The organism is Anabaena sp. 90 (genome assembly GCF_000312705.1).
Taxonomy (GTDB): Bacteria; Cyanobacteriota; Cyanobacteriia; order Cyanobacteriales; family Nostocaceae; genus Dolichospermum; species Dolichospermum lemmermannii.
The window spans coordinates 1,163,734-1,188,611 of the sequence record NC_019427.1 but is presented as its reverse complement, the minus strand read 5'-3'; the positions used below and the strand labels follow the sequence as shown (position 1 = coordinate 1,188,611).

The window sequence follows — 24,878 nt, the reverse complement described above, 5'->3', positions numbered from 1 at the left end:
AAATTATCTAATTTCTGCTAAAAAAAGCTTGATTATTTTCTGGAGGTAATGCTATACTCACAGAGTGAATGGCGAGCGTAGCCAAGTGGTTAAGGCAGTGGTTTGTGGTACCACCATTCGTGGGTTCGATCCCCATCGTTCGCCCTATTAAATTATGACTCTGTAAGTTCAGAGTTGTTGTAAAGTATAAAAACACGAATTAGACCTTTTGTAGAATTCGGGAAAAGGAGAGTATTTTCCTGTCAACTTTTCCGATTCTTGCAATAAGTCCAATAGCGATAATTCTCAAAAATCCTGCTAAAGTCACAAGTGAAGTTGGCAAATTTATATCTATGAATAACAATGATTTAGCTTTTACCCCAGCTTTAGAGTTAGCGCAATTAATCCGTCTGCGGGAAGTGTCACCTCTAGAGTTGGTGGAAGTATATTTAGAAAGAATCGAACGCTTAAATCCCCAACTGGGAAGTTATTTTACAGTCACGGCAGATTTAGCCATTGCTGATGCTAAAAACAAAACAGAATTACTGACAACGACTTCAGAATTACCGCCATTTTTTGGTGTACCAATTTCCATTAAAGACTTAAGTGCGGTTGCGGGTGTTACTTGTACTTACGGAAATTCGGCACTGTTAAATAATATTGCCAATCATGATGATGGTGTAGTTACCAGAATTAAACAAGCTGGTTTTATTATTCTTGGTAAAACCGCAACTTCGGAATTAGGTTCTTATCCTTACAGTGAACCTGCGGGATTTCCCCCAGCGAGAAACCCTTGGAATTTAGGCTATACTCCTGGTGGTTCTAGTGGTGGTGCCGCATCATCAGTAGCAGCGGGATTAAGTGCAATTGCCCAAGGTTCAGATGGTGGTGGTTCAGTGCGTGGTCCGGCGGCTTGCTGTGGTGTTGTTGGCATCAAACCAGCCAGAGGCAGGGTCTCTAAAGCCCCTGTAGGCGATCGCTTGGGGGGCATTGCGGTGGATGGTCCCCTTGCCCGCACAGTGGCTGATGCAGCGGCTATGTTAGATGTGATCTCTGGCTATGTCACAGGTGATCCTTATTGGCTACCAAATCCGCAACCATCATTTCTCTCTGCAACTCAAGTCAAATTAGATAGTCTGAAAATTGCCTTTAGTACCAGTATTCTGCCCTTTGGAGAAGCTGACGCTAACTGTAAACAAGGAGTATTAAAAACCGTCGGGTTATTAGCACAATTTGGACATCAAGTTGAGGAAAAATACCCAGATTTTAGTAGTTTAATTGAACCATTTATAGTAGTTTGGCAAGCTGGAATAGCAGCAGCAGGAATTCCTTCGCCAGCCTTACAGCCTTTAAACCAATGGTTATTAGCAAAAAATGGTTCTGTAGCTGAATATCTGCAAGCACTTTCCCAAATGCAAATTGTCTCCCGGCAAATTATCGCATTTTTTGATACTGTAGATGTATTGGTATTACCAGTTTATCTCCATTCTCCCATTCGCGTCGGTGAATGGGCAGATTTGAGTGCGGAAGAAACATTTGCCAAAATTGCCCATTGGGTCGCGCCTTGTCCTGTTGCAAATGCTACCGGATTACCTGCGATCGCCCTTCCTGTCGGTTTCGATAGTCATGGTTTACCCCTAAGTGTACAGTTAATTGGTAAACCTGCGGCTGAGTCTACCTTAATTAGTTTAGCAGCGCAATTAGAAGCCGCTAACCCTTGGATTCAACATCGTCCAGCACTTTAAGTCAAAATCAGGATTTATAAAATGTCTGAATCAGGATTTACAGGATTTAGAGATTTACAGGATTGTTATTCTTGAAATAATCTGAAAAACAGAAAGTTTGCAAATATCTGCATATTGAATCCTGTTAATCCTTCAATCCTGAGCATCCTGATTCAGACAGAGAAATAATCTGAAAAACAGAAAGTTTGCAAATATCTGCATATTGAATCCTGTTAATCCTTCAATCCTGAGCATCCTGATTCAGACAGAGAAATAATCTGAAAAACAGAAAGTTTGCAAATATCTGCATATTGAATCCTGTTAATCCTTCAATCCTGAGCATCCTGATTCAGACAGAGAAATAATCTGAAAAACAGAAAGTTTGCAAATATCTGCATACTAAATCCTATTAATCATTTAATCTTAATAATCCTGATTCGGACTATAAATTCCAATTAATTAGCCAGTTTTTCCTGTTCACGGGCATCTACTACTAAAACTAAACAAAGTGCGGCAACTGCTTTTTCCCATTCTTGACGCACTTTCACATCTTCCACACCATCAAATAAACCCACCAACCGGGGAACAGCTTGTTCTAAAGCTGCGTGGGGTACGGGACGATGTAATTCAACTAAGTGATTGATACTTTCTTGATTATTGAGAAAACCAACCACCCATTTTGTTGTATGATCTGGACTGTCGGGAACACGCTCAACTCCTAACTCGTTTTTTAGCCAATCATAAAAAAGTGGTAAATGTTCAGCCAATACCGCACCGGCTGTAGGTAAGGTTTTTTTGAGTAAGCTAATATCTAAACTGTCTAATTCTTGTTTCAGAGCCGGTGAATTTAGTACCTCATTTAACGGTGTGGAAAGTATTGCTGTTATTTCCGATTCGGAAAAATCTAAATTTTGGGTGAAAGTTGAAATTAGAGATTCCATTTTCTACACTCCAGAGATTATTCCATTGGCTGTAGAATCATGATAGCGTAGCGCACCAAAATCCTTGATCATGTTGCGTTACTAATTTCATCCTATTTCAATAACAGCCCACACCAATAATATTTCTCAGCAACTGTAATAATTTGGTAACTCAATTATAACTCTATCATTTCATTACTCAGAGATTTTATGCAAATGAAATAACCGATTTTTTAGCTTTCTACATGATTATTGAAGATGTGATTTTGTATGCCTATAAGATGGGCATTGCCTGTTATAGATACAATATTTTAATTTTTGCAAAAATTAAATTTGAGAGACACGAAATTTCCGTCTCTCAAATCCAAAATCTAAAATCTAAAATCCAAAATTGGACTACGCTTTCTTTAACCAGCTAAACATGGCACGTAAATCCTTACCAACAGCCTCAATAGGATGTTCAGCTTCTTGACGACGCATAGCAGTAAAACCAGGTTTACCAGCTTGGTTTTCTAAGACAAATTCCCGCGCAAATTGTCCAGATTGAATTTCGCTGAGAATCTTCTTCATTTCCGCTTTAGTTTGGGCGGTAACAACGCGAGGACCGCGAGTATAATCACCATATTCGGCAGTATTAGAAATACTATCACGCATTGTCGCTAAACCACCTTCTACCACCAAATCCACAATTAATTTGACTTCGTGCAGACATTCAAAATAAGCGAGTTCTGGTTGATAACCTGCTTCTACTAAAGTTTCAAAACCGGCTTTGATTAAAGCACTCAAACCACCACACAATACTGCTTGTTCCCCAAACAAATCGGTTTCGGTTTCTTCCCGGAAAGTAGTTTCCAAAATACCGGCACGTGTACCACCAACACCTTTAGCATAAGCCATAGCGCGATCGCGGGCATGACCAGTGGCATCTTGATAAACTGCAAATAACGCAGGTACACCTTGTCCTTGTTCATAAGTACGACGCACTAAATGTCCAGGGCCTTTAGGTGCAACCATGACGACATCAACATCAGCAGGAGGTACAACCTGTGCAAAATGGATATTAAAACCATGTGCAAAAGCTAAAACGTTTCCAGCTTCTAAATTGGGTTCAATTTCGTTTTTGTAAATTGTTTTTTGGACTTCATCAGGTAATAAAATCATGATGAAATCAGCAGCTTTGGCCGCATCAGCAACATTTTTTACAGTCAAGCCAGCAGCTTCGGCCTTAGCTGTGGACTTACTGCCGGGATATAATCCCACAATGACATTAACACCGCTATCTTTAAGATTCAGCGCGTGAGCATGACCTTGAGAACCATAACCAATAATAGCAACGGTTTTACCTTTTAAAAGGTCTAAATTAGCATCTTCATCATAATACATACGTGCCATAGAAGCATCTCCTGTTTATAAAGGCTGTCATGAAATTGGCAGACTTACGATTGTATCGCAAATCGGACTATCAGATCCCCGACTTCTTTGAGAAGTCGGGGATCTGTAGATACTTTTATTTTTTTTTCAGAAGTTCAAGATAAACAGAAATAATTGTGATAATTTTGATACAAATTTGTTAAGAATAGTTACAGCCCTGTAATGGAAGGAAATATTTTTTATGGTTGATCTATCTGACAAGAAACCGGTTCATCAAGTCGTGATTATTGGTGGTGGCTTCGGTGGATTGTATGCCGCTAAGTCTATGGCTAAAGCCAATGTGCAAATCACGCTGATTGATAAACGCAATTTTCATCTCTTTCAACCACTGCTGTACCAAGTCGCTACAGGTTCTTTGTCCCCAGCGGATATTTCCTCTCCCTTGCGGTCTGTTCTCAGCAAGAGCAAAAATACAAAGGTGCTGTTGGGTGAGGTGAATGATATTGACACTACCGCCCAAAATGTGATGGTAGGCGCGGAATCTGTCCCCTACGATACTTTAATTGTGGCTACAGGGGCGAAGCATTCCTATTTTGGGAAGGATAACTGGGAAGAGTTTGCACCGGGTTTAAAGACTGTAGAAGATGCCATTGAGATGCGTCGGCGGATATTTTCAGCATTTGAAGCGGCTGAAAGCGAAAGTGATCCGGTAAAACGCCAAGCTTTGTTAACTTTTGTAATTGTTGGTGGTGGTCCAACTGGGGTAGAATTGGCGGGAGCGATCGCTGAATTGGCAACTAAAACCCTGACAGAAGATTTCCGCAACATTGACACCGCAGAAACCAGAGTTTTATTGTTAGAAGGTTTAGATCGGATTCTTCCCCCTTTTGCACCGGAATTATCTCACACAGCGGAAGCATCTTTAAAAGCTTTGGGTGTGGATGTGCAAACCAAAACCTTAGTTACACATATTGAAAATGATATTGTGACGATTAAGCAAGGTGATGATGTTAAAGAAATTGCAGCAAAAACCGTGTTGTGGGCTGCGGGTGTGAAAGCCTCACCAATGGGGAAAGTTTTGACAGAGAAGACGGGAGTTGAGAGCGATCGCGCTGGTCGTGTTATGGTTGAACCAGACCTAAGTATTAAAGGATTTCCCAACATTTTCGTAGTTGGTGACTTAGCAAATTTTGCCCATCAAAATGATAAACCTTTACCGGGAGTTGCACCAGTCGCCATGCAGGAAGGCGAATATGTGGCTAAACTCATTCAAAAACGGTTGAAAGGTGAAACATTACGTCCATTCAAATATGTGGATAGAGGTAGTTTAGCAATGATTGGGCAACACGCCGCAGTTGTTGATTTAGGATTTATCAAACTCAGAGGTTTCTTTGCGTGGTTTGTTTGGTTATTTATTCATATCTACTTCTTGATTGAATTTGATAATAAGTTAGTTGTGATGATTCAATGGTTGTGGAGTTATTTTACCCGCAATCGTGGCGCGAGATTAATTACAGGTAAGGAAACTATTGCCCCTGTACCAATTGCAAATAGTGATAATCACACGCCAATTGTCACCAAAAAGCCGTTGAATGTGTAGTTCCCTCGTTCCCAGTCTCTGACTGGGAATGCCCTCTAGAGGCTCTGCCTCCCATATTCCCTCATTATTATTAAAAAACTGCCTCTCATATTAAAATAAAATCACCACATCTACCAAATTAAATGAAACAATGGGACGCAGCCGCTATCATGTATTAGGAACTCAACCGCATTTCCTCACCTGCACATTAGTAAATTGGATGCCATTATTTGGCAATATTGAACTTGTCCAAATTATCATAGATTCCCTCAACTTTCTCCAACGTCAGCAGCGTTTGACATTATATGGTTATGTCATTATGGAAAATCATCTTCATCTCATCGCTGCGGCTGCAAACTTATCTAAAGAAATAGGGAATTTTAAATCATTTACGGCTCGTTCCATTATTGATTTACTCCAGAAAAATAATGCTGAATATATACTTAATCAATTAGAATTTCATAAATTAAAACACAAGATAAAACAAGATTATCAACTATGGCAAGAAGGTTTTCATCCTCAAGCAATTGCTAATGAAGAAATGTTTATCCAAAAATTAGAATATATTCATAATAATCCGGTGCGACGTGGGTATGTTGATGATCCGGCTCATTGGCGTTATTCTAGTTACCGGAATTATATGGAATTGCCGAGTTTATTAGAGGTGGAATTGATTGATTTGTGAGATATTGAGGCAGAGCCTCTTGATAGCATTCCTAGTCAGAGACTAGGAACGAGGAAGAATAAATTTTAATTTTTCTGCCGTTATTTAAGGTTATTTTAACAATAAAATTTTTTCTTGTTCTAGTGTATTTGCTTTTTGATGTGCTAAAATGTCTGTATCTTGCATTGCTTACTTAATAAAGCCATTTTACACAGGGAGTAAAAATTGTATTATGTTCACAGATGATGAAAACGATTGTATTAAAAATTGGGTGATAACTGGAAGTATATTTTTGTTTTTGATAGCTGTTGCTGTTACACTACAAAGCCGACCTCACAGGAGCCAACCTCACAGAAGCCGACCTCACAGGAGCCTACCTCACAGGAGCCTACCTCACAGGAGCCTACCGCTTGGAACCGGACTGGATAACAAAAGTTTTGCTCACAGAAGCCGACCTCAAAGGAGCGATACTCACAGGCGCTACAATGCCAGATGGGTCAATTCATAATTAGGAAGATTTGATTCTTGTAAATTTTCAATAAACAAGACTTTCTCACCCACAAAACCGAATATTCAAAACAGTCGCTACCATTTTCTAAACCGAATCATATTACTACATAATAGAAATAGAAATTCTATCTTTAGGATTGTTAAGAATGTATCAAACAGATCCGCCACTTTCCCCTAAAGAAACATTACCGACAATGTATGATCTTCCTAGCGAAGATCAAGATCAACCTGGTTTGCCAGATCAATTTCATTTATTCCAACCACAATTATTAGCAGAAACATTCCGTCCACCTGACTATCCTAGGGACCAAATATTTACAGGAAGTGATCTGAATCTTTATTATGATTTGCGTCATCCTTCATGGTATAAACGTCCAGATTGGTTTGCAGTTTTAGGTGTTCCCTCTCTTTATGAAAAAAGAGATTTACGTTTAAGTTATGTAGTTTGGCAAGAAGCAGTTAATCCTCATATTATTGTTGAATTACTCTCACCAGGAACAGAAAAAGAAGACTTAGGGACAATATTAAGAGATGTCGAAAAACCTCCTGGTAAATGGGAAGTTTACGAACAAATTTTAAGAGTACCCTATTACGCCATCTTTGATCGTTATAAATCTGAATTTAGAATGTTTCAGTTAACTGGCGCTCGTTATGCTGAAGTAGACTTATCAGATTTTCGGTTTTGGATTCCCGAAATAGAATTAGGTTTAGGAGTGTGGCAAGGAAGTTATAAAACCGTCGAAATGCCTTGGTTACGTTGGTACGACAAAGACGGTAATTGGATATTAACCAGCACAGAAGAGGAAAGACAGAAAGCTGAACAAGAAAGACAGAAAGCTGAACAGGAAAGACAAAAAGCTGAACAAGAAAGACAAAAGTTAGAACAAGAAAGACAAAAGTTAGAACAAGAAAGGCAAAAAACCGAAAGATTAATTGCCCAACTTCGATCGCTTGGTGTTGAACCAGATTTAGAATAAATACAATCTCTCGTTCCCAGTCTCCGACTGGGAATGCCACCATAGAGGCTCTGCCTCAAAGCAGTTAATTATTTTGATTTTCCTTAGATAAATCCGTCGGTGGTCTATCATTACTCCAAGCCCACCAGACATAACCGCAATGACAATGGTAAAATTCTTGCCACTTCCGACGACGTTCTGGGGTACTGACAGGAGACCTTCTATTTAACCACACATTAACGGCTTCTCGACTACCAGCATGGCATTTGGGACAATGGAATTGATAGGCGTGTACGGCTTGATTAGTCCATTCTGGCGGATTGGGATCAAAAGCGTCCATATAAATATAAACTGGAATAGAGTGTAATCTTAGTAGTCATTGAATATACATAATTATGACTAACAATGGATGTTATGGAACCAAATATTGAAATTCGTCGGTTGTTGGATGTCATGCCCGCTTCTGGGCGAATGATGACTAAAATCGTCAGTAAACCAGAACAAAAACAGGTAATAGATGCGGCTTTTCCCCTGCCATTGAGTCAAGCAAGACCAATATATATTAATTTCGACTTATGGAGACGGTTGACAAAACCCCAACGAGATTTACTCCTATTACAGAGGGTAAGCTGGTTAATAGGGGTGAAATGGTTACAACCTAATATTTATCAAGGTGTGGTGTTAGCAGGGCTTGTAGGCGGAATACTGGAGGCAGTCCAGGGGGATGTGGTAGGTGTGGTAATAGCCGGGGGATTAAGTGCTGTAGCGGCTATCCGGATTTGGCGCACGAATAAATCCCAGGAGTCAGAATTAACTGCTGATACAGTCGCTATTAGAATCGCCCAAAGACGAGGTTATTCAGAAACTGAAGCCGCCCAACATTTGTTAACAGCTATTGAAGCAGTAGGAACAATAGAAGGGCGTTCTGGTTTAAATTTTAGTGAATTAATTCGTTGTCAAAACTTGAAAGTAATTGCTGGTTTATCACAAGTTGGTATTCCTAAAAACTATCAATAGATGTACAGCGAAGTAATTAAGATTTACGTAGGGGTTTAGCATTGCTTAATGGTGTCAACTTAACGTAAAACCCATAACCCGACTAGGAATGAATTCCCAGTCTCATAGCAGAAGTCATCTGAAGATGACTAAAAGAACTAGAAAGTTTTTGAACTTGTTTAGTTTACTTTAGTAAACTTTAGCTATTTGGTAAAATCTAACAATGCCTCACTCAAATTTTCCATGACAGGTAAAGGTAAAGCCGAAATAGAACCGCGTATTTCTGCCGATAATTCTCCAAACCGTTTTGTTAACTGTCGAATAACTAGATTGAAAGTAGCTTGTTCTATTCCTTCTTGTTTAATTTCTCTGTAAGCGCGACTTCTTTCTAGTGAAATTCCTAGCATGACTTCAACCTCCCTTAAAGTAAGTTTTTCAAATTTGTACATCATTTCCTAGTCTATCCATGTACAAAATTATCTGCGTTTATCTGCGTCCATCATCTTCTATCTGCGGTTAATTCTTTATTACTGTACATACTAAACATACATTTTCCCGAGTTATGAATTATAAAATATCACGAATGGAAACGATTCAATTGCCAATTATTCCGGTGGTGGGAGAATTAATAAAAAACTCTCCAGGAACAATTTCTCTAGGACAAGGTGTGGTTCACTATCAACCACCAGATACAGCAATGGAACTATTACCAAAATTTCTTGCTGAACCTAAAAATCATCTTTATCAAGCTGTTGTCGGGATTCCTGAATTATTAACAGCTTTAACGGCAAAGTTATCAATATTTAATGATATTGATATCAATGAAGAAAATGCTATTGTGGTGACAGCAGGTAGCAATATGGGGTTTATAAATGCTATTTTAGCAATTACTTCTCCTGGTGATGAAATTATTTTAAATACTCCCTACTATTTTAATCATGAAATGGCGATTAAAATGGCAGGTTGTCATCCGGTATTAGTGGCGACAGATGCAAATTATCAATTAATTCCTGAAGCCATAGCCGCTGCAATTACAGATAAAACCCGTGCAGTAGTGACGATTTCTCCAAATAATCCGACGGGTGTTATTTATTCAGAAACAGCATTAAAACAAGTTAATGAAATTTGTCGAGAAAGGGGAATTTATCATATTAGTGATGAAGCTTATGAATATTTTACTTATGATCATGTAAAACATATTTCTCCGGGGGCATTTACGGGCAGTAATCAATATACAATTTCTCTTTTTAGTTTGTCGAAAGCTTATGGTTTTGCTAGTTGGCGAATTGGTTATATGGTAATTCCTCAACATTTATTAATTGCTGTGAAAAAAGTTCAAGATACTATTTTAATTTGTCCACCTGTGGTTTCTCAATATGCAGCTTTGGGGGCTTTACAAGCAAAAGATGATTATTTAAAAGATCATATTGGGACAATTGCTAAAGTTCGAGAAATAGTAATTAACGCATTGCAATCTCTGGAAAATTTATGTACAATTACACCCGCTAATGGTGCATTTTACTTTTTTATAAAAGTGCATACAAAAATGAATGATTTGGAATTAGTGAAAAAACTGATTCAAGAATATAAAATAGCGGTAATTCCGGGAACAACCTTTGGGATGGAAGATGGCTGTTATTTGCGGGTTGCTTATGGTGCGTTACCAGCAGATACAGCTAAAGCAGGTATAGAAAGATTAGTCAAAGGTTTGCAAACTATCGTATTATAATCGCATAACAAAAATTAACACTTGTATTTCTCCATGAGTCAAATAGTTTGGATAGCAAGACACGCTAACCGCCTTGATTTCGTATATCCCGATTGGTTTCTGACCGCCGAAAGACGGTATGATCCACCTTTGTCCGATGATGGTATGATTCAGGCGCAGCAGTTAGCAAAACGACTCAAAGGGGAAAGAATCACCCATATTTTTGCTTCTCCATTTTTGCGAACTATCCAAACGGCAAATGCGATCGCTGAAGTTTTGGATTTACAGATTAAACTAGAAATAGGTTTGAGTGAATGGCTTAATCCCGCATGGATGACTGAAGAACCCGAAAAACTCTCAACTTCAGCTTTAGTCAAATTATTTCCCAGAATTGATACTAGCTACACATCACGTATAGCCGCAAAATACCCCGAAACTCATGAAAAAGTGCGGGAACGTTCGGCGCAAACTGCCAGATGTCTGTCTACTGAATTCTTCCCCCATGATATCCTATTGGTGGCACATGGCGCGTCTGTCTTGGGTGCAGCAATGGGATTTGTGGGTGACATAGCCAAAAATGAAGTCAAAGCTTCTCTATGTTCTTTGGTAAAAGTTGTCCGTCAAGATTCAGAATGGTTGCTAGAACTAAAGGGAGATACATCCCATTTGACAAAAATTGAAGAATTGGTGCGATTTGTGTAAATATTTAATGGGGATTTTCTCTAAATCGCCACTGACGCTATAGCAGGAGTCACCGAGTCAGGAGTCACCGAGTCAGGAGTCAGGAGTTAAGAGACTTTTAACTTATGGCTTTTACTGTAGATTCTGTATCTCATTCAAGTGCATATCGCTACAACTGGGCAAAAGTAACTTACTAACTGATAAATTTTATGACATTGCTACTGGCCGGAGACATAGGCGGAACAAAAACTATTTTGCGTTTGGTGGAACTTTCGGAAACACTAGAGTTAAAAACTCTGTATGAGGAAAGTTTCCGCAGTGGAGATTTTCCTGATTTAGTTCCTATAGTGCAAAAGTTTTTGAGTACAGCTAATTCTAGCACACCAGAAAAGGCTTGTTTTGCGATCGCCGGACCAGTAGTGGAAAACACCGCTAAGTTGACCAATTTAGCCTGGTTTCTCGATACAAATCGGTTAACTCAAGAATTGGGTATTTTGTCAATTTCCCTAATTAATGACTTTGCGGCTGTTGGTTATGGCATTTTTGGGTTAACAAAACAGGATTTACTAACTTTACAAGTTGGTAAATATCAACCAGCAGCACCAATGGCTGTAATCGGTGCAGGAACTGGATTAGGCCAGGGATTTTTGATTAAACAGGATCATCAATATCAAGTCTTTCCTTCCGAGGGTGGACACGCAGATTTTGCCCCCCGGAATGAGTTAGAATTTCAACTGTTGAAATATCTGGTAGATAAACATAATATTCAACGAGTTTCTGTAGAAAGAGTGGTTTCCGGGTTAGGAATTACCTCCATTTACCAATTTTTACGAGATAGGAAAATAGCCACCGAATCACCAGAAATTGCCCAAGCAGTCAGAACTTGGGAACAAGAAGCCGGAAAAGCCGAAAAAACCATTGATCCTGGGGCATTTATTGGGAGTGCGGCGCTGGAAAAAAGCGATCGCCTTTCCGAACAAACCATGCAATTATTTGTAGAAGCCTACGGTGCCGAAGCCGGCAATCTAGCCCTCAAACTCCTCCCCTATGGCGGATTATACATTGCTGGTGGTATCGCTCCCAAAATCCTCCCTTTAATGCAAAATGGTAGTTTCCTCACGAATTTTACCCAAAAAGGGAGAATGGGTTCTTTACTGGAAGAAATACCCGTGCATATAATTCTTAATCAACAAGTTGGATTAATTGGTGCAGCTTTGTCTGCCTCTAGGTTATAAATAGCAAGAACAGTGAAATATTCAGGAGTACCAAAAGATGATAATCACTGAAGTGTCAACCCAATTACTAACTAACACTTGGATAACAGCAACTTGGGATGAATATATTCAAGTTACTGAAAATTATGCCCATCAAAAAGCCAAAGGCTATTACCACAATGGAAAAATGAGGATAGAAATGCCACCAATCGGAAATGATCATGCCAGCGACCATAGTATTATTATTTTTGCTGTTAATCTATTTGCGACTATGAAGGGAATTAAGTTTAATAGCAAAGATAATTGTACATACAGAAAAATAGGATTTCAAGAAGTCCAACCAGATGTTTCTTATTACATTGCTGAAAAAGCAAATGCTATTCCCTATGGAACTTCCATTGTTAATTTAGATATTTATCCCATACCAGATTTAGTAATTGAAGTTGCGAGTAGTTCCCTAGCTGATGATCAAGGGGAAAAACGCCTGATGTATGAAGATTTAGGTGTAGCCGAATATTGGGTACTCGATGTGCAGAATGTCCAGGTTATCCCTTTTATGATTGAAAATGGTGGCAGTAAAAGAATTAGTGAATCTCAAGTATTACCAGGGTTACAAATTTCTCTACTAAATGAAGCATTAAGAAAAACTCGACAAATGGATCATAGTCAAGTTTGTGCTTGGTTGTTAAGCCAATTTCAGCACATCTAAGTAAAAACTACAGGTAGGATGGGCAATGTTTACCATACACTACTGAGAATTTTTCAAAGATAATGTATAATTCCTAGATATTTTATGTTTGAATAGAGAATAAATATTTTTTTTAATTATGGCAGGACATAGTAAATGGGCAAATATTAAACGTCAGAAAGCCGTAGTAGATGCCAGAAGGGGAAGTATATTTACCCAACTATCACGGGCAATAATTGTTGCGTCAAGAAACGGTATACCAGATCCAGCAGGTAATTTTCAACTCCGCACAGCCATTGATAAAGCCAAAGCTGCGGGCATTCCTAATGATAATATTGATAGGGCAGTAGCTAAAGGTGCAGGTACTTTCAGTGATAACAACATCCTCGAAGAAATTCGCTATGAAGGTTATGGTCCAGGGGGTGTTGCGATTTTAATTGAAGCCCTCACAGATAACCGGAATCGGACTGCGGCGGATTTGCGCGTCTCTTTTAGTAAAAATGGCGGAAACTTGGGAGAAACAGGTTGTGTAAGTTGGATGTTTTCCCAAAAAGGAGTTTGTGTAGTTGAGGGTGTAATTGATGAAGAACAGCTTTTAGAAGCTTCCTTAGAAGGAAATGCCCAGTCTTATGAAATCATTGCCGAGGAAACAGTTGAAGTATTTACAGCCATAGGGAATTTAGAGAAACTTAGCCAAACATTACAAACAAAAGGTTTTAAAGTCACAGATATAGAATTACGTTGGCTTCCTGGTAATCAGGTAGAAGTTACAGATGTAGATCAGGCTAAATCTCTTCTTAAATTAATTGATACACTAGAAGGATTAGATGATGTTCAAAATGTGACAGCTAATTTTGACATGGCTGATGGTTTAATGGAATTAATGATGAATTAGGGCTAAACCATTAAATTTCATAAAAAAGGCTTGGTAAATCGCCAAGCCCATATATACCAAGTGTTTACCATAATTGGTTAATTTACCGGAATTAATCCTGAAAATCATCTATCTATGGTATGTGTATCAATTAAAAAATCAAGCACTTTTTTAATTTCTATATCATTCTTTCTTCTGACTCCTATTCCTGCCGCAATACCTCAATAAAAAAAGGTTTAGCTTCATACTAAACCCTCATAAAAAGCAGTTATTCGACACACCAGGAGTAATGTAAATCTACTTTTATTTCTCTGCATCTTCCTATGGAGTGTATTTACTTGTCTACGATTATGATATAGCAGCTATCAGCGGTCAGCAATTAGTGGTAAAAAGATTATTTTCAGCAGTTTTACCACTGGATAGTGAAAAAAATACTATAAAATCTGGAATATCAATCTCTGTTATTGTATAAAAGTATGTATCTAATCCTTGGTAAATACACTATTTTGCATATATGTCAACAGCTAAAAACAATCATCAAACCAACTTTTTGCAATTTTTTTTAGTTCTAGATCCTTTCTCTAGGCTAATTTTTTTAGGACTTGGGTTTGCTAGTTTTGGTACGGTTGTGATCATTGTTGGGAATATTGTTAATTATCTCACACCACCTCACCTGACTCTAGCGGCTGGAGATAAAACAGGAGAAAGTTATATTATCAGTGAAGCTATTAAAAAGGTAATTGAACGCAGAACTAATATCCAAATTCAAGTAGAAGAAACTAGAGGAACAACTCAAAATATAGAAATGTTATCAACAGGAAAAGCATTTTGGTTTAAGTGAAAAAGACTTTGAGATTACAGGTTTAGATAGTAATGGTAAGCCTATTCCTGGTTATAATGATCGGTTTGCAGATAAAGATTTTCGGGAAAATAAAGCTGATGCTGTATTTCGAGTTCGGGCTATAGGTAATAAGTCCATTGCTAATCTTGTTAATAATCATCAGGGAAAATTAATATCAATTCCTCAAGCAGAAGCAATGAAAATCAAGCAACCTGCTTTTGAATCTGCGATAATTCCTCAAGGTGCATATAGAGGCAATTATCCTGTTCCTAATACTAATTTATCTACGGTAGCAATATCAAGATTGCTATTAACAAATGATCAAGTAGATGCCAATATTATCAGAAAATTAATTCAGACAATTTATGAAAATCGTCAAGAAATAGCTAATGAAATTCCTCTAGATAATGCTGAAGTTAAACCTTTGATTTCTAGTATTAGTCCTCCTAAAGAAAATAGTGGTGTTGATATTTTCTTACATCCTGGGGCTGCGGCTTTTTATGACAAAGATAAACCATCTTTTATTCAGGAATACGCAGATTATATCGGGTTATTATTGACAATTTTTTTATTAGCATTTCAATGGATTCGTCAACTCAAATTATGGATTGAGAAGAGTAAAAAAGATGAAGCTGATGAATATATTAAATCAGCCATTAGTTTAATGAAAGCAGGACAATATCAGATTGGAGATAGACAAAGAAAACTTGACAAAACCTTTGATGAAGCTGCAAAATCTTTGATTGATGAAAGAATTTCCCAAGAGTCTTTTCGGACATTTAACGAGGCTTATAAAAATACTAAAGAAGCCATAGAAAGGGATAAACAAATCGCTCAACAAGCAATTGAAAAAATCCAAAGAGAAAATGCAGCTAAATATATAAAAATCGTGGTAAAACTATTACGATATGGACAACAAAATCAAAGTACAATAGTTCAACAAAAGTTAGATACAATTCTTGAGCAGGTAGTTAGTGATTTAGTCTTAGAAAATATTTCTCAAGAATCATTCCGGACTTTTATTGAAGCATATAAAGCCACCAGAGATTCTATCGAAAGTAAGAACCAATCATTAAATTAACTTTTGATAATACTAATCAATATCCCCGAATTCCTGGATCAATTCATAATTTATTGCAAAAATAAAAAAGAAGTCGGGGATCTGGGTATTTTTAATTTATGGTTTAAAATCAATATGGGTAAACTATAAAGTTATGTAAAATACATCCGTGACTAGATCTGAACAAATATTACCACTGTATAAGAACCCAGAACGGTTAGAAAATCGGCTGGGAGAAATTCCCCCAGAACCGGGGGTCTATTTGTTGCGGGATGGCAGCGATCGCTTAATATATATAGGTAAATCTCGTAAATTGCGTTCTCGTGTCCGTTCCTATTTCCGGGACTCCACTAACAAGACTGAACGCATTAACACAATGGTCAAGTTAGTGACAGAAATTGAATTTATTGTCACTGATACAGAAGCTGAAGCATTAGCCCTAGAAGCCAATTTAATTAAGCAGCATCAGCCCTATTTTAACGTTTTACTCAAAGATGATAAAAAGTATCCTTATCTCTGCATTACTTGGTCAGAGGAATATCCGCGCATTTTCATTACCCGCAAACGTCAATTAGGAAAAGCCAAAGATAAATATTACGGTCCCTATACAGATTCCGGCTTATTACGAGAAATTGTCCATTTGTGTAAAAAGATTTTCCCTTTACGACAAAGACCACAACCTTTATTTAAAGATCGTCCCTGTTTAAATTATGATATTGGTCGTTGTCCTGGAGTTTGTCAAAAATTAGTTTCCACAGTTGAATATGCAAAAATTGTCCAAAAAGTAGCAATGGTTTTTCAAGGAAGGACTCAGGAACTAATTGATATTTTAACAGCACAAATGGAAACTGCTGCCGAAGAATTAAATTTTGAAAATGCCGCAAAAATTCGTGATCAAATTGTAGCTTTAAAATCCCTCAATGCCGCCCAAAAAGTCTCCTTACCTGATGATACTGTATCACGAGATGCGATCGCTTTAGCTGCCGATGACCAACACGCCTATATTCAATTATTCCAAATTCGCGCTGGTCAATTAGTTGGCCGTTTGGCTTTTGTTGCTGAATCTCACGCTGAACCGGGAGCAATTTTACAACGAGTTTTAGAGGAACATTATCAAACAGCGGAAAGTGTGGAAATTCCTAGCGAAATTTTAGTACAACATGATTTACCAGATAGTGAGATCTTATCTGATATTTTGACAGAACGCAAGGGCAGAAAAGTCACAATTTCCAACCCTTTGCGACAAAGTAAAGCAGAATTAATAGAAATGGTGGAAAAAAATGCCCAATATGAATTACAGAGAATGCAAAAATTGGGAGATAGTAATCTGCAAGCAACCCAAGATTTAGCTGCTATTCTCGACTTACCAGATTTACCCAAACGCATTGAAGGTTATGATATTTCTCATATTCAAGGAACTCATGCGGTAGGTTCGCAAGTAGTTTTTATTGATGGTTTACCAGCTAAACAACATTACCGACATTATAAAATTAAAAATCCTGATATTAAAATTGGTCATTCCGATGATTTTGCCAGTTTAGCGGAAGTTATTAATAGACGGTTTCGTAAATATATTGAAGATCCCAAATTAGCAAGATTGGGTAATGCTGACTGGCCTGATTTAATGATGATTGATGGTGGTAAAGGTCAATTATCTGCTGTTGTGGGTATTTTACAGGAAATGAATCTATTCGCAGATTTGCGGGTTGTCAGTTTAGCCAAAAAACGAGAAGAAATCTTTTTACCCCACTCATCAAAACCTTTAGAAACAGACTCAGAACAGCCAGGAGTCCAGTTATTACGAAGATTGCGAGATGAAGCTCATAGATTTGCTGTCAGTTTTCATCGTCAACAAAGAAGTGATAAACTCAAGCGATCGCATTTAGATGAAATTCCCGGTTTAGGACAAAATCGGCAAAAGTTGTTATTAGCGCATTTTCGCTCTCTTGATTATATTCGTCAAGCTACAACTACACAATTAACAGAAGTTCCCGGAATTGGTTTACGATTAGCGCAAGATATTTATGATTATTTCCATCCTGTTTAAATATATTTTTTAAGAGATACGAACCACAGAGGCACAGAGGACACAGAGGGAAGAAATTTTTTACTCAGTTGTCTTGACTCCTGATTCATTCTGTATTATTAATCAACGTTGTAAATACCATAGTGTTACCAGATGAAAATTAGCTTGTGCATGATTGTTAAAAATGAAGAAACTACCTTGCCAAAGTGCTTAGGAAGTGTTAAAAATTTTGTTGATGAAATTGTAGTTCTGGATACGGGTTCAACTGATAAAACTCCCCAAATAGCGGCACAATTTGGGGCTAAAGTTCATTATTTTACATGGAATAATAATTTTAGTGATGCAAGAAATGAGGCTTTAAAATATGTCACAGGTGACTGGATTTTAGTTTTAGATGCTGATGAAACTTTAACACCAGAAATTATTCCTTTTTTGGAAGTGGCTATTAATAAAGAAGAATATTTAGTTATTAATCTGGTGCGTCAAGAAGTTGGTTCAACACAATCACCTTATTCTCTGGTTTCTCGATTATTTCGTCATCATCCAGATATCTATTTTGATCGCCCTTATCATGCTTTAATTGATGATAGTGTTATGGCAATTTTAGCCAAAGAAGCAAATTGGGAAATCGGTTATTTACCAGGGGTAGCAATTCTCCATACTGGTTATCAAAAAGCTGTGATTAATGAGCAGAATAAATCTGCTAAAGCCGCAGCCGCAATGGCAGAGTTTTTGGCAAATCATCCTGATGATGCTTATGTTTGTAGTAAGTTGGGGGCTTTGTATATGCAAATGGGGAAGATTAATGAAGGTATGGAGTTATTGAATCATGGATTAAATCAAATTATTGGTAATCAGGTTAATGAAGATAAAAAACCATTAAGTAAATTCAAATATTCGCAGTCACAAAAAGTTGAAGTTGCTTTTGATGAAGATATAAATTATGATATTTTGTATGAATTGCATTACCATTTAGGAATTGCTTATACAAATTTAAAAAATTTGCCCTCAGCCATTTCTCATTATCAAGCTGCGGTAAAATTGCCTATTTATCCGCTTTTAAAATTAGGAGGATATAATAATTTAGGAAATTTATTTAAAAATATGGGGAATTTTTCAGAAGCAAAAATTGCTTATGAAACAGCCATAAAAATTGATCCTAATTTTGTAACTGGTTATTATAATTTAGGGATGGTATGTAAAGCCATGGGATTATTTGCTGAAGCTATTGATGCCTATAATAACGCCATTAATTTGAATCCTGATTATGCAGAAGCTTATCAAAATTTAGGGGTTGTACTGTTGAAAATTGGCGATGTTCAAGGTAGTTTAGAAGCTTTTGAATATGCCATTTCTCTCCATGAATTAAACAACCCTGAAGAAGCACAAAGACTTCATCAGGGTTTAAAGGAAATGGGTTTGTTGTAATTTCTAAATCTGAGAACGCACGAATTTCTCTAGTCTATCCATTCCCTTTTCAATTGTCGTCATATCCGTAGCGTAGGAAAGACGAATATTTTTATCAGCGCCGAAAGCGACACCGGGAATAAGTGCAACTTGATGTTCTGCTAATAAAGCATCACAAAATTCCAGGGATTTCAAGCCGGTTTTGCTGATATCAGGGAAGAGGTAAAATGCACCGTCTGGTTTAGCGGTACTCAAACCCGGAATAGCTTTGAGTCTTTCAAACATTACCTGACGACGTTTAGCGAAAGCTTGACGCATTTCCTCTACACAGTCTTGGGAACTTTCTAACGCGGCGATCGCTCCATATTGAGCAAAAGTACACACATTTGATGTACTATGTCCCTGAATGGTACTAGCGGCTTTGATAATTTCCACAGGTCCAGCTAAATAACCCAAGCGCCAACCGGTCATTGAGTAACCTTTAGCGAAACCGTTACTAATTAAGGTGCGAGAAAAAATTTCCTCACCTAAAGAACCAATGCTGATATGTTCTGCACCATCATAGAGAATCTTCTCGTAAATCTCGTCAGATACAACATAGATATCTGCATCAACTATTACCTGCGCCAAGGCTTTAATTTCCCCTGGCGTGTATACCATCCCTGTGGGGTTAGAAGGGGAGTTAAGAACAAATAACTTGGTTTTTGGGGTAATAGCTTTTTTTAGCTGTTCTGGTGTGATTTTGTAGCCAGTGGAAGCATCTGTTTCCACAATCACCGACTTACCACCAACTAAAGTTACCATTTCGGGATAACTTAACCAGTAGGGTGAGGGAATAATTACCTCATCACCTGGGTCAATCAGTGCCACAATCAAATTATACAGGGAATGCTTACCGCCATTGGTGACAAGGACATTCTCTGCCTTATAATTAAGACCATTATCATTTTTTAGCTTGTGGGCGATCGCTTCCCGTAATTTTGGTTCTCCAGCGGCGGGGCCATACTTGGTTTTACCTTCATCCAAAGCCTTTGCGGCTGCGGCTTTGATATGCGCTGGCGTGTCAAAATCCGGTTCACCTGCGCTAAAACTACAAACATCTATCCCCTCGGCTTTCATGGCCTTAGCTTTCGCTGCAATGGCTAAGGTGATGGAGGGTGTTACCTGACTTACTCTTGCTGCCAGCTTCATTCTACTTTAATTTCGCCAATATCCTTTCTATCTAAGGATATCCCAGAATCCTATCCGATATTTGCCCTTTCTAAATTCTTTTCTCTCCCAGGTATGGACAATTTAATTTACTTCAAGACTTGACAAGACGAAAATTTTGGTTTACACTTATGTTAGGAGTAGAAATCTGTCCGCGCATATATAGTAATTGTTTGGATTGTCAGAATTAGGATTTACAGGATGTTGATTTGTGATGGAGATTTTTACTTTTTCCATTATTCTTCATGTCAAGACTTGACAAGATGCGATAATTAGGGCTTGCTGAATAAACCGAAAACCTAGATAGATTAAGCCCACCTTCCGCACCCTAACTGTCCTCAAATTAAATCTAGTTCTAATTTTTTCTGCGATTAACAAATTTGTTATTCGCACATAGGTCCTGACAGCTTTTTACACGAGAAAAGAATAAGTGCATTTGCCGAACTAACCAAGATTTTACCCGCCAAGCTGCCATGGAAAGGTTTTCTGTAGATGATTGTGAGGTTAATTCAGCACTGTGTTGATCATAGTGTAACCATTTGACTGGTAAGTGTCCCATCGGTGTCATCGGGGACAATTTGAAAGTTAGTGCTTCATATTCTAACCAGTTTCCCTCTTTTCGCCAACCAAGGCGATCGCCAAGTTTCTTTTCTGTTTCATAGTCTACTTGACCACCCATTTCGCTCCAAATAGTTTGTTGAATACTAAAGCCAAAATAACCATAACTATATTGTTCCCACAGTTGATCGATATTATGAATATCTTGACAAGGAAAATTATCAATATCTTGCTGATAAACTTCATTCCAATAATTCTTTTTCATGACTGTTAGCATTAATTTAGCGGTTTCAATATCAGCTTCTTGCCACCTATGCTGCGCTAGAAGATCCCGTAATTGAGTATAATCAATATCTTGATTGCTGAAAAATTCTTTTGTCAAAGTAACATTATTATTCACCAATCCCATCAATCTTGTTTCTTTATCAGCAGATAGCGGAACGACAGTAGTAAAATTTATGTCTGCTATATTGAGCAAGTTTTCTTGGTCGGTGAATTGCTCAGATATATAGTTTGATATTAAATCAATACCTTGATCCAAAAAGACACTATTTTCGTTCAAATCAAAATTATGGATTTGCCAATCTAATAATTGAGATTGAATAAAAGCATCTTTTAATCTAGCTTTTCTTTCATAACTTGTTACCATAAAATCAAGAAAAGTATCAGAAATACCCTCCTTGACTTCAATGTGATCTAAATTTGACTGATACTTTAAAACGTTATCTCCTAAATTTTTAATATCTCCGACAATTGCGTAAAAATATTCATCTATTTTGACGACTTCTTCTATTAATGATTGAAAGGGTCTAAAGTATGCTTGTAAAGAGGTTTCGAGATTGATGGCAGTATGGGCAATGTTGGCTATTTCTTGACGAATTTTCTGGGCTTTTCTTTGATATTCGTAAATTTCTTGATAGACTTCTAAGTCTTTAACTATTTTTTTGACTATTTCTTTTTGATTTTGTGTATCTTCGGCAATTCTTGTAATTCCTACGCTGATTAAACTGATTTTTTCCAACATTAAAAAGTAAGCATTACTCAAGAGTAACACTGCTTTAAAATTTTCTTTTTTCTCCCATCTTAGTTCATCTAGTATTGCCGGATTATGATGATTTTTAAGTTCTAAATTACTTCTTTCATCTTCTATTTTTTTTATTTCTAAATATTTTTGTTTGAATAATTTTTTCAAATCTTCCGTAAGGATTAATAAAAAATCATGATAACTATTCTTGTAATTTTCTAAAAAATCAATAATATGTGTATAGTCATTAATAAATAATTGGATTTCCTCAAGAATTTCTCCCTGGCTAATTTCTGATTTTCGCTTAATTAGTCCACCAAGATGATGATGATATCGCACACCCTCTTTAAATAAGGTTTGACGTTCTTGGATTTTTTTTTGAACTATTTTTACCCCGTTATTTTTCATTACGGGTACTTGATAGTTTTGGTTGTAAATTGAAATACTTTTGTAAGTAATTAGTTGTTTCTGCTGTCTAGTTCGCATAAGCTTGATTATCAAAAGTATGAATATTTGTTAATCTTTTACCCATTTTAACACCTTTGAGTCTTTATTATAGCGGTAGGTAGAGCCATCCTGAGTAGTAATAGATTTACCTTTGCTGGCTTTACTTCTAACAGTACCAAGTGATGAATAGGTTGTTAATTTGTGCATTTCCTGATGAGAAAGCCCGACAATTTTATCTATATCTGTCGTGATTTGAGGATTTTCGGGAGAATTTATGGCTATTTCTGGTGGAGTTGAAGATTCATTGTTAGGTAAAATATCTATTGTGATTTGAGGATTTTCGGGGGAATTTATGGCTATTTCTGGTGGAGTTGAAGATTCATTGTTAGGTAAAATATCTGTCGTGATTTGAGGATTTTCGGGAGAATTTATGGCTATTTCTGGTGGAGTCGAAGATTCATTGTTAGGTAAAATATCTGTCGTGATTTGAGGATTTCCGGGAGAATTTATGGCTATTTCTGGTGGAGTTGAAGATTCATTGTTAGGTAAAATATCTATTGTGACTTGAGGATTTTTGGGAGCATTAGTGACTGTTTCTTTTACCTTCTGCTGCCGATAATCCTCCACAGTTACAAGTTGCCAACTAGAATCTTGTGAAAGTTCCAAAACCCAGTCATGATAATTAAACAAACTTTCTCGATGTCCCACACTGATAAAAGTTGTTTTCGTTGATTGTAATTGTTCATATAAATTTCCTTCATTATTTAAATCTAAAGCACTTGTGGCTTCATCTAAGATAGTGAAACTAGGACGAGTAACTAATAAGCGTGCGAAGGCAAGACGTTGTTGTTCTCCTAATGAGAGTATATTTTCCCAAGGAACTTCTGTATCAAAGCCATCTATACGACTAACTAAGTTTTGTAAATTAACTTGTTGTAAAATCTCTTTAAGTTCTGCATCGCTCATTTTGCGATTTGTATGCGGATAAAGTAACTGTTCGCGCAAAGTACCTAGAATTATATAAGGACGTTGGGGTAGGAATAAAACTTCTTCTAGGGGGGGTCTTACCAAACGACCAGTTCCCGCATTCCACAAACCAGCGATCGCTCTCAACAGAGAACTTTTACCTCGACCACTAGGCCCAACAATTAATAACCCCTCTCCAGGTTGAACACTCAAAGACAAATTTTCGACGATTACCTGTTCATAGTTGGGTGTTTGTAAAGTAACATTCTCAAAAGCTAAACGGTTTTCTTCTATTGTCTTAATCGTACTGACATTTTCTGGTAATTTGTTGACTGCTTCTAACGCATTTGACAATTCAACTAAACGTTCAACATAAATAGAAAATCTTCCTGAAGTTGCAAATTCTCTGATTAATTCGGCTATAGCATTGGCAAACAGATTACAAGCTAAACTAGCTTGAGCAATTTCCCCAAAATCAATTTCCCCTTTAATCTGTAAAGGTCCGAATACTATAAATGGAAATATTTGGATAATAGCCTGATATGCTCTGTTAAAAATATCCTGACTTCTTTCCCAATTAATCTTGCGTTTGGTATTTTGAATAATCTTATTAAATCTGCGCTGAATCATATTTAATTCTTGTTCTTCTCCTTGAAAGAAAGCTATTGATTCAGCATGATTACGAACATGAGTCAGACTATAAGTGTGGTCTGCCGTAAATTCGAGTCCCTCTTCTTGGATCTTATTTAATTGTTCAGCTAAATAAAGAGCAATTAAATTGCCCGCTATAGTATAAACAAGCAGGGCAATTGCTACAAATTTAGAAAGGCTCCAGAGAATAATTAAAAAAGTTGTCATTTCCAGGACTTTTTCTAAACAAGTCGCTGAAAAGCTGAGAGCATTTCTAGTCAAAGGTTCGATTTCTTGGGATATTTGTTGATCTGGATTACTAACATCAGATTGAAAGTTGATTTTATAGTAGGCACGATTACTTAAATATTTTGATAAAATTTGATGATTTAACCATTCATACCAATCAAGAGAAATTTGTTTCCTAACAAATCTAGAAAATCCTACTAAAAGTGTCACCAAAACCAGAGCAGCAGCGTAAACCAATAATATATCAATAAATTTCTTTAAATCTTTTTCTTCAGTAATCACATCAAGCAAATAACGGCTAACAAAGCTATTAAAAGCAGTTACGCTTACAAGTGCGACAATTAATAATATGAGAAGAATCAGCATTCCCCATGTCCGCACTACATCTGAGAATGCTCTACCGTTGGCTTCTGTGGGATACCAGTAAGGACCAATAACCGCTTTGACATTTTCCCAAAATCGGTTAGCAACTGGAGCAGAATTATTTGTGGCGGATTTATCAATAAAAGGTTTAGCTTGCATCTTAAAAAAATTATTTTAGTGTTTTGAGGTAGGGAACAGGGAACAGAAAAGACGGACTTGATACCTACTAAGTCT

At 37.2% G+C, this 24,878-nt stretch carries 21 protein-coding genes, 1 tRNA gene and 1 pseudogene; 16 read left to right on the top strand and 7 right to left on the bottom strand.

The genetic code is table 11. The features are described 5' to 3' along the window. Positions 1-71: 71 nt before the first annotated feature. Together ANA_RS05170 and ANA_RS05165 are read left to right on the top strand one after the other, a co-directional pair. Positions 72-144 (top strand) — tRNA-His (locus ANA_RS05170). Positions 145-332: 188 nt separating this feature from the next. Then, positions 333-1,724 (top strand): amidase, encoded by a 1,392-nt coding sequence (locus tag ANA_RS05165; protein ID WP_015078999.1) that lies wholly within the window; start codon positions 333-335, stop codon positions 1,722-1,724. Positions 1,725-2,158: 434 nt separating this feature from the next. Here the strand turns inward: ANA_RS05165 and ANA_RS05160 are convergent, their stop codons facing one another. Both ANA_RS05160 and ilvC read right to left on the bottom strand, forming a co-directional pair. After that, positions 2,159-2,644, bottom strand: coding sequence for a hypothetical protein (locus ANA_RS05160; RefSeq protein ID WP_015078998.1), 486 nt, complete (start codon positions 2,642-2,644; stop codon positions 2,159-2,161). A gap of 375 nt (positions 2,645-3,019) precedes the next feature. Further along, complete coding sequence (ilvC, locus tag ANA_RS05155) at positions 3,020-4,015, bottom strand: ketol-acid reductoisomerase (protein ID WP_015078997.1); 996 nt, start codon at positions 4,013-4,015, stop codon at positions 3,020-3,022. Positions 4,016-4,235: 220 nt separating this feature from the next. On the opposite strand from ilvC, the gene ANA_RS05150 reads away from it, so the two are divergent. The 4 genes from ANA_RS05150 (at position 4,236) to ANA_RS05135 (ending at position 7,724) form a co-directional block, all read left to right on the top strand. Next, a complete protein-coding gene (locus ANA_RS05150) occupies positions 4,236-5,594 on the top strand; it encodes an NAD(P)/FAD-dependent oxidoreductase (protein WP_015078996.1) in 1,359 nt (452 codons plus the stop codon). Between the two features lie 130 nt (positions 5,595-5,724). Continuing rightward, a complete protein-coding gene (locus ANA_RS05145; protein WP_015078995.1) occupies positions 5,725-6,258 on the top strand; it encodes an REP-associated tyrosine transposase in 534 nt (177 codons plus the stop codon). Between the two features lie 287 nt (positions 6,259-6,545). Continuing rightward, the gene (locus ANA_RS28450) at positions 6,546-6,749 is read left to right on the top strand and encodes a pentapeptide repeat-containing protein (protein WP_015078994.1); all 204 of its coding nucleotides are present in this window, start codon (positions 6,546-6,548) and stop codon (positions 6,747-6,749) included. Positions 6,750-6,893: 144 nt separating this feature from the next. Next, on the top strand, positions 6,894-7,724 hold the full coding sequence (locus ANA_RS05135; RefSeq protein ID WP_015078993.1) for a Uma2 family endonuclease: 831 nt from the start codon (positions 6,894-6,896) through the stop codon (positions 7,722-7,724). A 64-nt stretch (positions 7,725-7,788) separates the two neighbouring features. Here ANA_RS05135 and ANA_RS05130 read toward each other — a convergent pair whose 3' ends face one another. Further along, entirely contained in the window at positions 7,789-8,043 is a 255-nt protein-coding gene (locus ANA_RS05130; protein WP_015078992.1) for a hypothetical protein, read from the bottom strand. A 74-nt stretch (positions 8,044-8,117) separates the two neighbouring features. Between ANA_RS05130 and ANA_RS05125 the strand changes: the two genes are divergently transcribed. Next, positions 8,118-8,720: a DUF3318 domain-containing protein gene (locus tag ANA_RS05125; RefSeq protein WP_015078991.1), complete on the top strand. Its 603-nt coding sequence runs from the start codon at positions 8,118-8,120 to the stop codon at positions 8,718-8,720. A 182-nt stretch (positions 8,721-8,902) separates the two neighbouring features. On the opposite strand, the pseudogene ANA_RS05120 reads toward ANA_RS05125, so the two are convergent. Next, positions 8,903-9,151: pseudogene (locus ANA_RS05120) on the bottom strand (DUF4351 domain-containing protein); the annotation flags it as partial. A 110-nt stretch (positions 9,152-9,261) separates the two neighbouring features. On the opposite strand from ANA_RS05120, the gene ANA_RS05115 reads away from it, so the two are divergent. The 9 genes from ANA_RS05115 (at position 9,262) to ANA_RS05080 (ending at position 19,219) form a co-directional block, all read left to right on the top strand. Beyond that, on the top strand, positions 9,262-10,428 hold the full coding sequence (locus ANA_RS05115; protein ID WP_015078990.1) for a pyridoxal phosphate-dependent aminotransferase: 1,167 nt from the start codon (positions 9,262-9,264) through the stop codon (positions 10,426-10,428). A 33-nt stretch (positions 10,429-10,461) separates the two neighbouring features. After that, positions 10,462-11,109, top strand: a complete 648-nt coding sequence (locus tag ANA_RS05110; protein WP_015078989.1) for a histidine phosphatase family protein — start codon at positions 10,462-10,464, stop codon at positions 11,107-11,109. A gap of 188 nt (positions 11,110-11,297) precedes the next feature. Next, positions 11,298-12,323, top strand: a complete 1,026-nt coding sequence (locus ANA_RS05105; protein WP_015078988.1) for a glucokinase — start codon at positions 11,298-11,300, stop codon at positions 12,321-12,323. A 37-nt stretch (positions 12,324-12,360) separates the two neighbouring features. Then, positions 12,361-13,011 carry a Uma2 family endonuclease gene (locus ANA_RS05100; RefSeq protein WP_015078987.1) on the top strand — a complete coding sequence of 217 codons (651 nt, stop codon included), beginning with the start codon at positions 12,361-12,363 and terminating at the stop codon, positions 13,009-13,011. 118 nt (positions 13,012-13,129) lie between these two features. After that, positions 13,130-13,885 (top strand): YebC/PmpR family DNA-binding transcriptional regulator, encoded by a 756-nt coding sequence (locus ANA_RS05095; RefSeq protein ID WP_015078986.1) that lies wholly within the window; start codon positions 13,130-13,132, stop codon positions 13,883-13,885. 493 nt (positions 13,886-14,378) lie between these two features. Beyond that, on the top strand, positions 14,379-14,705 hold the full coding sequence (locus tag ANA_RS28445) for a hypothetical protein (protein WP_371260384.1): 327 nt from the start codon (positions 14,379-14,381) through the stop codon (positions 14,703-14,705). A gap of 13 nt (positions 14,706-14,718) precedes the next feature. Then, a complete protein-coding gene (locus ANA_RS05090) occupies positions 14,719-15,786 on the top strand; it encodes a TAXI family TRAP transporter solute-binding subunit (protein WP_371260400.1) in 1,068 nt (355 codons plus the stop codon). A 148-nt stretch (positions 15,787-15,934) separates the two neighbouring features. Continuing rightward, positions 15,935-17,812 carry an excinuclease ABC subunit UvrC gene (gene uvrC / locus ANA_RS05085; RefSeq protein WP_015078985.1) on the top strand — a complete coding sequence of 626 codons (1,878 nt, stop codon included), beginning with the start codon at positions 15,935-15,937 and terminating at the stop codon, positions 17,810-17,812. 132 nt (positions 17,813-17,944) lie between these two features. After that, positions 17,945-19,219, top strand: coding sequence for a tetratricopeptide repeat protein (locus ANA_RS05080; RefSeq protein WP_015078984.1), 1,275 nt, complete (start codon positions 17,945-17,947; stop codon positions 19,217-19,219). 3 nt (positions 19,220-19,222) lie between these two features. Here ANA_RS05080 and ANA_RS05075 read toward each other — a convergent pair whose 3' ends face one another. From ANA_RS05075 to ANA_RS05065, 3 genes are all read right to left on the bottom strand, one after another. Continuing rightward, positions 19,223-20,389 carry a pyridoxal phosphate-dependent aminotransferase gene (locus tag ANA_RS05075; protein ID WP_015078983.1) on the bottom strand — a complete coding sequence of 389 codons (1,167 nt, stop codon included), beginning with the start codon at positions 20,387-20,389 and terminating at the stop codon, positions 19,223-19,225. A gap of 373 nt (positions 20,390-20,762) precedes the next feature. Continuing rightward, a complete protein-coding gene (locus tag ANA_RS05070; protein WP_015078982.1) occupies positions 20,763-22,475 on the bottom strand; it encodes a GUN4 domain-containing protein in 1,713 nt (570 codons plus the stop codon). A 30-nt stretch (positions 22,476-22,505) separates the two neighbouring features. Beyond that, the gene (locus ANA_RS05065) at positions 22,506-24,803 is read right to left on the bottom strand and encodes an ABC transporter ATP-binding protein/permease (RefSeq protein WP_015078981.1); all 2,298 of its coding nucleotides are present in this window, start codon (positions 24,801-24,803) and stop codon (positions 22,506-22,508) included. Positions 24,804-24,878: the final 75 nt, after the last annotated feature.